This is a genomic window from Shinella sp. HY16 (genome assembly GCF_028534175.1).
Lineage (GTDB): Bacteria > Pseudomonadota > Alphaproteobacteria > Rhizobiales > Rhizobiaceae > Shinella.
Genome location: NZ_JAHYXL010000004.1, coordinates 188,357 through 202,409, shown reverse-complemented (window position 1 = coordinate 202,409; position 14,053 = coordinate 188,357). Strand labels below are relative to the sequence as shown.

The window sequence follows — 14,053 nt, the reverse complement described above, 5'->3', positions numbered from 1 at the left end:
CGGCAGTGGAGAGGGCGTTCCAAATGGGAGGAACATCGTGAGAGGCATCAGCGCTTTCGGCGCGGGCGTGGCCCTGTGGCTGGCGACCGCCACGGCCGGCATGACGGCCCCTTCACTCACCGTCCTGTGCGGTGTGGACGAGGTGTGGTGTGCCGCCATGCAGAAAGCTTACGAGGCGGAGACCGGCCTTGAGATCGCGATGACGCGCCGGAGCACCGGCGACATCCTCAACCAGATCCGCGCGGAAAAGGACGCGCCCACCATAGACGTCTGGTGGGGCGGCACGGGCGACACACATCTGCAGGCCGGTTCGGAAAACCTGCTCGAGCCCTACCAGCCGGCGCATGAGCGCGACATGCTGCCCTGGGCGCAGAACTTCTTCGCCATGTCCGGCGGCCGCTCGGCCGGCATCTATGCCGGGGCGCTGGGCTTTGCCTACAATGCCGACCTGCTGCGCGCGGCGAAGCTGCCGGCGCCGACCTGCTGGAAGGACCTGGCGGACATCGCCTATCGCGGCCGTATCCAGAGCGGCAATCCGAACTCCTCCGGCACTGCGTTCACGACACTGGCGACGCTGGTGCAGCTCTTCGGCGAGGACGAGGCCTTCCGCTATCTCGCCGCGCTCAACCGCAACATCGAGCGCTACACGGCGTCTGGCTCCGCCCCGGTCAAGGCTGCGGCGCGGGGCGAGGTGCTGATCGGCATTTCCTTCATGCACGATGCGGTCACGCAGAAACAGGCGGGGTCCCCGCTGGTCATCGTCGCGCCCTGCGAAGGTACGGGCTACGAGATCGGCGCCGTCAGCATCGTCAGGGGCGCGCGCCATGTCGAAGCGGCAAAACGCTTCGTCGATTTCGCGCTGAGCCCGGAAGGCCAGGCGACGGGTGCCGCGGCCGGCCAGAACCAGGTACCTTCGAATTCCATGGCGAGCCTGCCGCTCGCCGCGCCCGACATCTCGCTGATCAAGATGGTGGACTACGACTTCGCCACCTTCGGCACGCCCGAAGAACGACATCGGCTGCTCAAACGGTTCGACGCGGTGCTCTCCGCAACGAACTGATCGAGGACCGGAAACAGACCCAAATCGACAAGAACGCGAACGAGCCGCCCGCGGGCAGCCCGATGGCCCCGGCATGTCCGTTCACGCCAGGATTCAAACCAAGGCAACAGGAGGATGCCCCAATGAAGACCAAGACCCTTTCCCTCATGCTTTTCGCCGGAACGGCGCTTGCCGCCCTGCCGGCGCAGGCGGCCGGCGACCTCAACCTCATCTGCTCGGCCGACGTCGTCATCTGCGAGCAGATGAAGGGCGATTTCGAGAAGGCGCACAGCGACATCAAGGTGAACATGGTGCGCCTGTCCTCGGGCGAGACCTATGCCAAGGTGCGCGCCGAGGCCCGCAACCCGAAGACCGACATCTGGTGGGGCGGCACCGGCGATCCGCATCTCCAGGCCGCCTCGGAAAACCTGACGCTGGAATACAAGTCGCCGAAGCTCGACGAACTCAACGACTGGGCGAAGAAACAGGCCGAAAGCGCTGGCTACAAGACGGTCGGCATCTATGCCGGTGCGCTCGGCTGGGGCTACAACACCGAGATTTTCAAGGCGAAGGGTTTCAAGGAGCCGGTCTGCTGGGCCGATCTCCTGGCACCGGAGCTGAAGGGCGAAATCCAGATCGCCAACCCCAACTCCTCCGGCACCGCCTATACGGCGCTCGCCTCCCTCGTGCAGATCATGGGCGAGGACCCGGCCTTTGACTACCTGAAGAAGCTCAACGACAACATCTCGCAATACACCAAGTCCGGCTCGGCACCCGTCAAGGCGGCAGCCCGCGGCGAGACGGCGCTCGGCATCGTCTTCGTGCATGACGCGGTGACGCAGACGGCCGAAGGCTTCCCGGTCAAGTCGATCACGCCCTGCGAGGGCACCGGCTACGAGATCGGCTCCATGTCGATCGTCAAGGGCGCGCGCAACCTCGACAACGCCAAGGTCTGGTACGACTGGGCGCTGACCCCGGAAGTCCAGTCGCGCATGAAGGATGCGAAATCCTTCCAGCTGCCGTCCAACAAGAGCGCCGAAATCCCGAAGGAGGCACCGCGCTTCGAGGACATCAAGCTGATCGACTACGACTTCAAGACCTATGGCGACCCGGCCAAGCGCAAGGCGCTGCTGGAGCGCTGGGACCGCGAAGTCGGCGCGGCCGCCAACTGACGGCCTGATGGACGGCGCCCGTCTCCTCCGGGCGCCGTCTTCCCGAAACGACAAATCACAGCGAGGTCGGCCATGAGACATGGCAATCGCAGGCTGGACGTGGTCCTGATCCTGGGCGTGGTCGCTTTGACCCTACTGCCCTGGTACCGGATCGACGGCGGCTTCTACGGGTTCGGTTGGCTGGCCGGGTTCCCTCTTTCCACCGAGGCCGCGCCTGGCCTTGTGCAGATCGCCGTGCATGGCCGCCTGTGGCTGGCCGGTAGCGCGCTTCTTCTTCTTCTCGCGGTCGCCGCGCGCAGCATGGCGGATCCGATGCGCCGTGGTGCAGCCCTCGCCTTTCTGGGCGCGCTCGGCATCCTCTTCCTGTCGCTGCAGGGCCTTGCCATCGGCTTTTCCGGCTGGACATGGACGGTGAGCGAAAGCCTGTTCGGCGCGCTTTCGGACGGCCAGCCCTCGATGGGCGCCGGGGCCGTGCTCTCGGCCGTCGTCTTCGTGCTTCTCTTCGCCTTCGGCCTTGCCGAGCGCGGCGTGATGAAGGGCGATGCCTTCGTCGTCAGCGCCATCTCGCTGCTCGTCTTCCTCGTCGCGGTCTTCGTCTTCTATCCGATCGGCAGCATGTTCGCCGGCTCGGTGCAGGATTTCGACGGCTCGTTCAATCCGGACGGCTTCATCCGCAACATGCAGGATCCCGGCATCTGGAGCCTCAGCTGCGTCATCGGTGACGGGCGCTGCGGCGTCGCCTGGCGCACTCTGTGGCTCGCCATCATGACGGGCCTCGGCTCGACGCTGCTCGGCCTTGCCTTCGCGCTGGTCGCCACCCGCACGCGCTTTCCCTACAAGAAGGGCCTGCGGCTCCTTACCATCCTGCCGATCATCACGCCGCCCTTCGTCATCGGCCTGGCGCTGACGCTGCTCTTCGGCCGCGCGGGCGTCGTCACACAGGGGCTTTCCGATCTCTTCGGCATCGAGCCCGGCCGCTGGCTCTACGGCCTCACCGGCATCTGGATCGCACAGGTCCTCTCCTTCACGCCGATCGCCTTCCTCGTCCTGATCGGTGTCGTCGAGGGTGTCAGCCCGTCGATGGAGGAGGCCTCCACGACACTGCGCGCCGATCGCTGGCGCACCTTCCGGCGCGTCTCGCTGCCCCTGATGAAGCCGGGCCTCGCCAATGCCTTCCTCATCGGCTTCATCGAGAGCATGGCCGATTTCGGCAATCCGCTGGTGCTCGGCGGCAGCCACGGCGTGCTCTCGACGGAGATCTTCTTCGCCGTGGTCGGCTCGCAGAACGACCCATCGCGCGCCGCCGTGCTCGCCACGGTCCTGCTCGTCTTCACGCTCTCGGCCTTCCTCGCCCAGCGCTTCTGGCTGTCGGGCAAGAACTTCGCCACCGTGACGGGTAAGGGCGACAGCGGGGCGCATATCGCGCTGCCGCGCGGGGTGTCGCTCGGCGTGCATGCCATCGTCATTCCCTGGGGCCTGTTCACGCTGGTCGTCTACGGCATGATCCTCGTCGGCGGCTTCGTGAAGACCTGGGGCCTCGACAACTCGCTGACGCTCGACCACTACGCCAAGGCCTTCTCCATCGGCTTCGACGGCGGCATCGCCTGGACGGGCGTTGCCTGGAACTCGTTCTGGACGACGATGGAGATCGCGCTGATCTCCGCACCGCTGACGGCCATCGTCGGCCTTCTGACGGCCTACATCATCGTGCGCCAGAAATTCACCGGCAAGAACGTCTTCGAGTTCGCGCTGATGATGAGCTTTGCCATTCCCGGCACGGTCATCGGCGTCAGCTACATCATGGCCTTCAACCTGCCCCCGCTGGAGATGACCGGCTCGGCACTGATCCTCATCGCCTGCTTCGTCTTCCGCAACATGCCGGTCGGCGTGCGCGGCGGGATTGCGGCGATGAGCCAGCTCGACAAGAGCCTGGACGAGGCCTCGCTGACGCTGCGTGCCGGCAGCTTCCGCACCATCCGCAAGGTCATCCTGCCGCTCCTGCGGCCCGCCATCACCGCCGCGCTCGTCTATTCCTTCGTGCGCGCCATCACCTCGATCAGCGCCGTCATCTTCCTCGTCAGCGCCGAATACAACATGGCGACCTCCTATATCGTCGGCCTCGTCGAGAACGGCGAGTACGGCGTGGCGATCGCCTATTCCTCCATGCTGATCGTCGTGATGATCACGGTCATCACCGGCTTCCAGCTTCTCGTGGGCGAACGGCGCCTGCGCCGTGAGAACCGCGTCGCCGGCCTTGCCCCCTCTCGTCAGGAGAAAATCGCATGATCAACCAGAAAGCCGGCTCCGTCACGTTCGAGAACGTGAAGAAGACCTTCGGCGCCTTCACCGCCATTCCCGACCTCTCGCTCACCATCGAGCCCGGCACGCTCGTCACCCTGCTCGGCCCTTCCGGCTGCGGCAAGACGACGACGCTGCGCATGCTCGCCGGGCTGGAACATCCGACGGCCGGGCGCATCCTCATCGGGGGCAAGGACGTCACCATGCTGCCGGCCAACGAGCGCGACGTCTCGATGGTCTTCCAGTCCTATGCGCTCTTTCCGCATATGAGTTCGCTCGACAACGTCGCCTATGGCCTCGAATCCTCCGGCCTCTCGCGCAAGGAGGCGCGGGAGAAGGCGGAGGAGGGGCTGGCACTCGTCGGCCTCGCCGGCATGGGCGGACGCCTGCCGGCCGAACTTTCCGGCGGCCAGCAGCAACGTGTCGCCGTCGCCCGCGCGCTGGTGCTGGAACCGCAGGTGCTTCTGCTCGACGAGCCGCTCTCCAACCTCGACGCGCGCCTGCGCCGGCGGGTGCGCACGGAGATCCGCGAACTTCAGCAGCGCCTCGGCTTCACCGCCGTCTATGTCACGCATGATCAGGACGAGGCGCTCGCCGTCTCCGACCGCATCATCGTCATGAAGGATGGCGAGATCGCGCAGTCCGGCGCCCCGCGCGATCTCTACGAGTTCCCCGCCTCCGCCTTCATCGCCGATTTCATGGGCGAGGCGAATGTCATCGCCTGCGAGGTCCTGGGCATCGACGGCACGGAGGCCGACATCCGCATCGGCAACCTGAAGCACCGCGTGCCGGCCGGCCGGGCGAAGCCGGGCGCTGCCAGTCTTGCCGTGCGCCCCGGCGCGGTAACGCTCGCCGAAGGCCGCGGCGAGGGGCTGGCCGGGCGCATCCTGCATTCGGCCTATCTCGGCGACCATGTCGAATACGAGGTGGAGACCGATGTCGGCACGCTCTTCATCGTCGACCATGCCATCGACCGCATCCTGCCCGCTGCCTCCGACGCCACGCTCGGCTTCAAGGGCCGCGGCATCGCCCTCATCAGCAACTAGAGCAAGTCCACTTTTCTTCGAATCGCGGAAACGCTCTATCTTTTTGTTTTTACGCAATTCCGGACGCAAAACCGCTTCGCACTTTTGCTGGAATTGCTTACCCAAGGAAAACAGCATGACGTCGCAAGAGACGGACCTAGACAGACGCTTCGTCCTCGCCAAGGCCATCGCCCAGGAGGCGGGAGCCATGGCACTCGATTATTTCAACCGTCGCGACAGCCTGGTGATCGAGACAAAGCGCGACCCGCAGGATGTCGTCTCCATCGCCGACCGCACCGTGGAAAAGCTGATCCGCGAGCGGGTCGAGGCGACGTTCCCCGGGGACGGCTTCCTCGGCGAGGAGTTCGGCCACACGGCCGGCAGCTCCGGCTACACCTGGGTGGTCGATCCCATCGACGGCACCGCGCCTTTCGTCAGCGGCATGCCGACCTGGTGCGTCTCGATCGCCGTGCTGCACCACAATGAGCCCGTCATCGGCGTCATCGGCGCGCCCTGCCACAACGAGCTCTATGCCGCCGCCGCCGGCCGGGGCGCCAAGCTCAACGGCAAGGTCCTGACGCTGGATCCCACCCGCAACGTGCGCAACGCCATGACCGGCATCGGCGCCAACAGCCATGTGACGCCGGACGCCATGGCCGACATCATCCGCCGGCTGCTGCAGGCAGGCGGCACCTTCATCCGCAACGGCTCCGGTGCGCTGATGCTCGCCTATGTCGCGGCCGGCCGGCTCGTCGGCTACTACGAGCCCTACATGCACGCCTGGGATTGCCTTGCCGGCTATTGCCTCGTGAAGGAGGCCGGCGGCTGGCATCATCCCTTCCCGGTGGAGGGCGAGCAATTGACCAGGGGCGGGCCGGTCGTCGCCGCCGGCCCGGGCGCCCGCGCCGACCTCGAAAGGCTGGCCGGGCTCACCTAGCAGGCCGGCTTCTCCCATCAATGCACGGCTGTGCAATATTATATTGACAAGCACCGACCCTCAATGATTGACTGCACCCAATGACCAATCGGGATGGGAGGAAACATTCCTGGTTTGGTCAAATTCGGTGCGGTGGCCGGCGAAAGCGGGCAGGGGAGGAAACATTGCACGGCTTTGCGAACACTGTCGGAAAAACGTGCCGCAGCGCACAAGGCGGGCTTCATGGCCGCCTCTGATGCGACTGTAGCGCCGGCGCCCGTTGGCGGCGCGCGCTGGCGCTACCGGTTGCGGCTGGCGCTGCGCGAGCCGACGACTGTCATCGCCGTCCTGATGGCGGCGCTGTTCGCCTATCTCATCGTCGTGCCGATCCTGTCGATCCTTGCGGACGCGGCGACCGTGCAGTTCGGTGACGAGCGGCGCACGGCAGGCGAAACGGGCAGCTTCACCGCCTACTACCTCTACCGCGCCTTCGCTTCGCCGGTCGCGCACGATCTCTTCTGGGAACCGCTCCTCAACACGCTGAAGGTCGCCTTCGGCGCCATTGCCATCTCGCTGTCGGTGGGCGGTATTCTCGCCTGGCTGATCGCGCGCACCGACATGTTCGGCCGCCGCTGGTTCGCCACCGCCCTCATCGTGCCCTACATGCTGCCAGCCTGGACCTTCGCGCTCGCCTGGACCACGCTGTTCAAGAACCGCACCGTCGGCGGCCAGCCGGGCTGGTTCGAGGCGGTGGGCCTGACGCCGCCGGACTGGCTCGCCTATGGCCAGGTGCCGATCACCATCATCCTCGCACTGCACTATACCCCTTTCGTCATCCTGCTGTTCGGCTCGGCGTTGCGCCGCTTCGACAGCCAGCTGGAGGACAGCGCGCGCATTCTCGGTGCGCCGGGCCGGGTGGTCGCCCTGCAGATCATCTTGCCGCTGATGCGCCCCGCGCTGCTGTCGGCCGTGCTGCTCATCTTTGCCAAATGCCTCGGCGAGTTCGGCGTGCCCTATGTGCTCGGCCTGCCGGTGAAGTTCGACGTGCTGGCGACCTCGCTCTACCGGTCCATCGGCTCGCGCCAGACGGGTGTGGCCGGCGTGCTCGCCGGCGCCATCATGCTGATCGGCGTGCTGGCCATCATGATCGATGCGCATCTCGCCCGTGAGGCGCGCCGCTTCGTCACCGTCGGCTCCAAGGGCGCGATGAACCGGCTGTCGCGGCTGAAATCCTGGCGCTGGCCGGCCAGCGGCTTTGCCGCCGCCATCTTCGTCGTCTCGGTCGGCATGCCCCTCCTGACGCTGGCGCTTTCGACGGTCATGCACCAGCCCGGCAGCTTCGCCCTGTCGAACTTCACGCTCGACTACTGGATCGGCCAGGACCTGCCGACGGTCGCCATGCGCACCGGCATACTGCTCAGCCCCGATCTCTGGCAGGCGGCGTGGAACACGATTTCGATCGTCGGTATCGCCTCCATCTGCTCGGGCATCCTCGGCGTGCTGACGGGCTATGTCGTGGTGCGCACCACCATCCGGCCGCTGGCGATCTTCCTGCGGCAGGTCACCTTCATGCCCTATCTGGTGCCCGGCATCGCCTTTGCCGCGGCCTATCTCTCGCTTTTCGCCGTGCAGCGCGGGCCGATCCCCGGCCTCTACGGCACGACGCTGATCCTCATCCTCGCGCTGATGGCGGACCAGATGCCCTATGCATCCCGCGCCGGCATTTCGGCCATGATGCAGCTCGGCAAGGATCCGGAGGAGGCAGCGCAGATCGTCGGCGCCGGCTGGTTCCGCCGCATGACATCAATCGTCATCCCGATCCAGAAGGGCTCGCTCGTCACCGGCATCCTCCTGCCCTTCATCTCGGGCATCAAGGGGCTCAGCCTCTTCGTCATCCTCGCCGTGCCCGCCACGGACGTGCTGACGACCTTCTCGCTGCGCCTCGTGGACTACAACTATACCCAGGCCGCCAATGCCGTGGTGCTGATCATCGCCGGCCTTGCCTATGGCGGCACGGTGCTCGCCCAGCGGCTCACCCGCACCAACCTTGCCGAGGGACTTGGAAACTGATGCCCGATATCGTTCTCAGCCATGTGCAGAAATCCTACGGCGCCGGCTCGCCCAACGCGGTGAGCGACCTCGACCTCCACATCGGGGACGGCGAGTTCATGTGCCTGCTCGGGCCCTCCGGCTGCGGCAAGACGACGACGCTGCGTATGATCGCGGGGCTGGAGAACCTGACCGACGGCGAGATCGGCGTCGGCGGGAAGATCGTCGACAGCCCGGCGCGCGGTGCCTTCATCGGCCCGGAAAAGCGCGGCATGGGCCTCGTCTTCCAGTCCTATGCGCTCTGGCCGCATCTCACCATCGAGCGCAACACGGATTTCGGCCTGCGCCTGCGCAAGATGCCGAAGGCCGAGCGCGAGGCGCGCGTCACCGAGGTCATGAAGGCGCTGGATATCGAGAAGTACCGGCACCGCTATCCCTCGCAGCTCTCCGGCGGCCAGCAGCAGCGTGTGGCGCTCGCCCGCATGCTGGCGGTCAATCCCGGCGTGCTGCTGCTCGACGAGCCGCTGTCCAACCTTGACGCGCGCCTGAGGCTCGAAATGCGCGCCGAACTGAAGCGCATCCACGCCGCCTTCCGCACCACCATCGTCTTCGTCACGCACGACCAGTGGGAGGCGATGACGCTCGCCACCTCCATCGCCGTCATGAACGAGGGCCGGTTGCAGCAGCTCGGCACGCCCAACGACATCTACGACCGGCCGGCGAACCGCTTCGTCGCCGAATTCGTCGGCAGTCCACCGATCAACATTCTCGAAACCGCGACCGGCCATACGCTGGATCGCGCCGCATCGCATTGGCTCGCCGGTCGGCTCGGCGAGAGCGCGGGGGTCGGCTCGGTGGGCTTTCGGCCCGAGGCCCTGCAGATCGCGCGCTCGGAGGCTGCCGTTCCCGGCGACAGCTTCCGCCATGCGGCCGAGGTTACCGGCATCCTGCCGACCGGCGGAAGCTGGATCATCGAACTGAAGGTCGACGGCCGCGCCCTTTTCGCCACCACCACCGAATGCCCGGTGCTGAAGGGCGGCGAGCGGGTCTTCGTCCATGCGCGGCCGACGGCCATGCACGTCTTCGACGCGGCGGGCCTGAGGCTCGCCGGCGCCGACGACACGCTGGCGCAGGCCGCCTGAACCGAAACGGAAACTGAAACCCGCGCCATCCGATGGGAAGAGACGGATGGGGCGAAGCTGGAGGAGGAGAGCATGCGGAAATACGGTTTACTGGCGGGTGTCGCCCTTGTGCTCGGCATGGCCGGCGGGGCGCTGGCGGAAGAGTTCAATCTCGACGCCCTCATCGAGGCGGCAAAGAAGGAGCCGCCGCTGTCGGTCTATGACAGCACCGGCAAGATCGTCGACATGGTCGAGGCGTTCAACGCCAAATACGGGTTGAAGGCGGAGGGCGCCAAATCCAAGGCGACCGCGCAGCTCGAGACGATCATCCGCGAATCCCAGTCGGGCAACATCCAGACGGACGTGTCCTTCATCTCCGACCCCTCGGCGGTGGTCGGCCAGCTGATGCCCGCCGGCTTTGTGGAAAACTGGGTGCCGCCGGATCTCGCCAAGGACATCTCGCCCGAGGCGCACAACCCGCTGCTCGTCGTTTCGAGCCCCAACTTCCTCGCCTACAACACCAAGCTCTACGACAAGTGCCCGATCACCAACATCTGGCAGCTCACCGAGGCGGAGTGGAAGGGCAAGGTCGCGATGCAGGACCCGCTCGGCAAGCCGTCCTACACCGACTGGTTCAACCAGATGCGCAGCCGCATCGACGACAAGATCGCCGCCGCCTACGAAAAGCAGTACGGCAAGAAGCTGGAAAGCGACCTCGGCAGCGCGACGCAAGCCTTCGTGGCGGCGCTGGCGGCCAACGGCCCGCTGCTGACGGATTCGGATTCCGCCGCCGCCGAGGCCGTCGCCGCGCCCGGCCAGAGCGAGCCCTTCATCGGCCTCGTCTCCTCCGCCAAGTTCCGCGACAATGCGGGCAAGGGCTTCACGCTCGGCCTTTGCGCCGGGGTGGATCCAATCATCGGTTTCGCCAACCCGACGGTCGGCGTCATCGTCAAGGGCTCGGACAGCCCGAACACGGCGAAGCTCTTCGTCCACTACGCCATGACGGCCGAGGGCATCGCACCGCAGACCGACGACGGCAAGATGTCGAGCAATCGCAGCGTGGGCCTGCCCGCCGACGAGCCGTCGGGCATCGGCAAACATCTTGAAACGCTGCTGATCTACGACCCCGCGACGGGCCTCGAAGACTGGGACAGCCGGCAGGACTGGCAGGATTTCTGGCGCGTCCACTACAAGCGCTGAGCGAAAGACGGGCGGGCCGGTCCGCGGCCCGCCTGCCGCCTTTGCAGCGGGACTGACGAACCGAAAACGACGAACAGGGCAGGAAAGACAGGGCGCATGAGCATTGACGACGGGGCGATCGATCGCCGGGAGGCCTTCCTGCACGACCTGGTCCACGAGGCGGCGGATCTCGCCCGCGCGGGCTTTGCCCGGCAGACGGGGCAGGCGATCAGCATGAAGGGCCCGCAGGATTACCTGACGGAAACCGACGGGCAGGTGGAGGATCATCTGCGCGCCCGGATTTCCGACGCCTTCCCCGAGGACGGCTTCCTCGGCGAGGAGGGCGGCGGCGAGCCGGGCCGCCAGGCTTGGGTGGTCGATCCCATCGACGGCACGGCCAATTTCGCCCGCGCGATCCCGCATTTCTGCGTCGCCATCGCCTTCATCGCGGACGGCGAGGTGCAGCTCGGCGCCATCGTCAACCCCGTGCTGGACGAGGTCTATTTCGCCCGCGTCGGTCGCGGGGCTACCCTCAACGGCAAGCCGATCCACGTTTCCGCCACGACCGACATCACCGCAACCTCCTTCGAGATGGGCTGGTCGAACCGCCGGCCGCTCTCCCGCTATATCGGCGCGCTCAACGCGCTCTATGAGGCGGGCAGCAATGTCCGGCGCGGCGCCTGCGGAGCGCTGGGGCTCGCCTATGTTGCGGACGGGCGCAGCGATGGCTATGCGGAGCTGCACATGAATTCCTGGGATTGCCTTGCCGGTCTCCTCCTCGTGCGCGAGGCCGGCGGGGTGACGGGGCCGTTCCTGTCGCTCGGCGGGCTGACCGCCGGCGCAGCCGTGCTGGCCGCCGCGCCGGGCGTCGCCGCCACCCTGTCGGAGGCGACAGGCATTCCCCTTCTCGCCGGGCCGGACCTTCTGGCCGCAGCGGAAGAAGAGCATCGGAGAACCGCATGACCGAAAAGAAAACCCGCCATTACGATCGCCCGTCGATCAGCCGCGTCTACGAAAACCTGCCGGGCTTCGGCGTCGATCTGTTCGTCGGCGGCCGCGAGGGAGCATCGGACGTACCGCTGCTGCGCGAGAACGGCATTTCCACCGTGCTCAACTGTGCGGTCAATCTCGACTTCAACTATGTCGCGGCGCCCGACGAGGTCTCGCATGACAGCCACGTCGGCTACGGCCCGGCACCCATCCGCTACTACAAGCTCGGCATCGTCGACGGTCCCGGCAATCCCGACACGATGTTCCTCGCCGGTTACTACCAGCTGCTCGGCGCGCTGCAGCAGATACTTCCAGAAAAGCCGAGCTACCCGATGCGCGAGCGCGGCAACGTGCTGGTCAACTGCCGGGCCGGGCGTTCCCGCTCGGTGATCCTCGCCGCGCTGCTGCTGCACCTGCAGATCCCCGGCGAATTCCCGACGCTCGCCTCCGCCGTCGACCATGTGCGGGTGAAGCGCGCGCTGCACCCCGACGAATGGCACGAGACGCCGAAGCCCATGCTGGTCGCCGCCGCCGAAAGCGCCGCCGGCTGGGTGCGCCTCGTCGAGGCCGACCGTGCCCGCGCTGCCGCCCCCGCAAGGGCCACCGCATGATCCGCATCGCCGTCATTGCCGATCCGCATGTGCATGATTGTGCCTGGATACCGGACGGTTCGGGCCTGCCCGGCGCCATCCGCAGCTTCGCCGAGACCGCCGCCTCGACCCGCGTCTTCAACGAGAGCATCCCCGCCTTCCGCGCGGCGCTGGACCGCGTCGCCGCGTCAGGCGCGAAGATCGTGCTCCTCGTCGGCGACCTCACCGACGACGGCCAGCGGCCGAATATCCGCGCCGCGCTTGCCCTTGTTGCGGAGTATCGGGAGCGCCATGGCATCCGCGTGCTGATGACCCCCGGCAACCACGATTTCTATGCCCTTGCCGGCCGGCCGCAGGACAAGAGCTTCCTCATGACCGACGGCACGCCGCTGCTCCTGCGCAGCGCCGATTGCCCGGAGGCGGCAACGCTCGGCACGGCGGAGGCGCTTGCCATGCTCTCCGGCCTCGGCTTCACGCCGGAAGCCGGCGATCTCCACTGGGAAAGCCCCTTCGGCACCGACCCCCCCTGGTCGGCCCGCAGTTACGAAGCGGTGAGCCCGGACGGCGGCACGCGCTGCCGGATGATCGATTCCTCCTATCTCGTCGAGCCGGTGGAGGACCTCTGGGTGCTCGCCATCGACGCCAATGTCTGCGTGCCGCGCGACGGGGCGGACGATCTTGCCGATCCTGCCCAGTTCCACGATCCGACTGACGGCGGCTGGCGGGCGGTGCTCGCGCATCGCGCCCATCTTTTCGCCTGGATGGCGGACGTGGCGGCGCGGGCGAAGGCGAAGGGCAAGCGGCTCGTCGCCTTCTCGCATTATCCGGCGCTCGATCCGCTCGGCGGCGTGTCGAGCGAGGAGGTCGCGCTGTTCGGCGCCACCGGCCTTGCCCGCCGCGCGCCGACGGCCGCGGTGGCCGATGCGTTTGCCGCCACCGGCGTTTCCCTGCATTTTTCCGGCCATCTTCATGTCAACGACACGGCGCGGCACGAGACGGTCGCCGGGCGCTTCGTCAATATCGCGGTTCCCTCGCCGGTCGGCTACGGACCGGGCCTGAAGATCGTCGATCTCCATGCCGATCGCAGCGAGATCCGCACGCTCTCGCTGCGGCAGGTGCCCGGCCACGACGCAGCCTTTGCGGCCTATCGCGCCGAGGCGGCGCGGGAGGGGGCGGAGGAGCCTGCCGCCAGCTCGGCGGCCGATCATGGCGCCTTCCTCAGCCGCCACCTCGTCAATCTCGTGCACGGGCGCTATCTCGCGCGCGAATGGCCGCGCGAGATGGTGGAGTTCGCGCGCACGGCGACGGTCGCCGATCTTCTTGAAGCGCTTGGGTTCGACCGCGCCGGCGCGCCGACCTTCGGCCTCGGCGCGCTCGTCGAGGACTGGTATCGGCTGCGCAAGGCGGGTGAACTCAGCCATGCGGACATCGCGACCGACCGGCTGGCTTTCTATCGGGACCTCTGCGCAAGGGCGCCGCATATCGAGGGCGACGGCCTGCCGGCCCGCTTCGCCACGCTGCTGCGCATGATGCGCGCCTATCTCGAACGCCCGCCGAACCGGGATTTCTCCCTCAGCCTGCCCGACCTTGCCGTCAGGGCACTTTAGAGTTTGTCAGGGAAAAGTGGGAACGGTTTTCCCGAAGAGACAAACGAACACAAAGAAACCTAGAACC

11 protein-coding genes are annotated in these 14,053 nt (G+C 66.8%); all 11 read left to right on the top strand.

The genetic code is table 11. The features are described 5' to 3' along the window. Window positions 1–37: 37 nt before the first annotated feature. The 11 genes from K0P03_RS29910 (at window position 38) to K0P03_RS29860 (ending at window position 13,986) form a co-directional block, all read left to right on the top strand. Entirely contained in the window at window positions 38–1,060 is a 1,023-nt protein-coding gene (locus K0P03_RS29910; protein ID WP_023515867.1) for an ABC transporter substrate-binding protein, read from the top strand. 122 nt (window positions 1,061–1,182) lie between these two features. Continuing rightward, window positions 1,183–2,211 (top strand): ABC transporter substrate-binding protein, encoded by a 1,029-nt coding sequence (locus K0P03_RS29905; protein WP_023515868.1) that lies wholly within the window; start codon window positions 1,183–1,185, stop codon window positions 2,209–2,211. Window positions 2,212–2,283: 72 nt separating this feature from the next. Next, window positions 2,284–4,497, top strand: coding sequence for an ABC transporter permease (locus tag K0P03_RS29900; RefSeq protein ID WP_050744336.1), 2,214 nt, complete (start codon window positions 2,284–2,286; stop codon window positions 4,495–4,497). Then, window positions 4,494–5,555 carry an ABC transporter ATP-binding protein gene (locus K0P03_RS29895; protein WP_050744337.1) on the top strand — a complete coding sequence of 354 codons (1,062 nt, stop codon included), beginning with the start codon at window positions 4,494–4,496 and terminating at the stop codon, window positions 5,553–5,555. The genes K0P03_RS29900 and K0P03_RS29895 overlap by 4 nt, the downstream gene beginning before the upstream one ends. Window positions 5,556–5,670: 115 nt before the next feature. After that, window positions 5,671–6,471 carry an inositol monophosphatase family protein gene (locus K0P03_RS29890; protein WP_050744338.1) on the top strand — a complete coding sequence of 267 codons (801 nt, stop codon included), beginning with the start codon at window positions 5,671–5,673 and terminating at the stop codon, window positions 6,469–6,471. A 222-nt stretch (window positions 6,472–6,693) separates the two neighbouring features. Further along, entirely contained in the window at window positions 6,694–8,520 is a 1,827-nt protein-coding gene (locus K0P03_RS29885; protein ID WP_050744425.1) for an ABC transporter permease, read from the top strand. Continuing rightward, complete coding sequence (locus tag K0P03_RS29880; RefSeq protein ID WP_023517334.1) at window positions 8,520–9,641, top strand: ABC transporter ATP-binding protein; 1,122 nt, start codon at window positions 8,520–8,522, stop codon at window positions 9,639–9,641. The genes K0P03_RS29885 and K0P03_RS29880 overlap by 1 nt, the downstream gene beginning before the upstream one ends. A 72-nt stretch (window positions 9,642–9,713) precedes the next feature. After that, entirely contained in the window at window positions 9,714–10,820 is a 1,107-nt protein-coding gene (locus K0P03_RS29875; RefSeq protein WP_023517333.1) for an ABC transporter substrate-binding protein, read from the top strand. A gap of 96 nt (window positions 10,821–10,916) precedes the next feature. Next, entirely contained in the window at window positions 10,917–11,762 is an 846-nt protein-coding gene (locus tag K0P03_RS29870) for an inositol monophosphatase family protein (RefSeq protein ID WP_272791500.1), read from the top strand. Further along, window positions 11,759–12,400 (top strand): dual specificity protein phosphatase family protein, encoded by a 642-nt coding sequence (locus K0P03_RS29865; protein WP_272791499.1) that lies wholly within the window; start codon window positions 11,759–11,761, stop codon window positions 12,398–12,400. The genes K0P03_RS29870 and K0P03_RS29865 overlap by 4 nt, the downstream gene beginning before the upstream one ends. Then, the gene (locus K0P03_RS29860) at window positions 12,397–13,986 is read left to right on the top strand and encodes a metallophosphoesterase family protein (protein ID WP_272791498.1); all 1,590 of its coding nucleotides are present in this window, start codon (window positions 12,397–12,399) and stop codon (window positions 13,984–13,986) included. Before K0P03_RS29865 ends, K0P03_RS29860 begins: the two co-directional genes overlap by 4 nt. The last annotated feature ends 67 nt before the right edge of the window (window positions 13,987–14,053 follow it).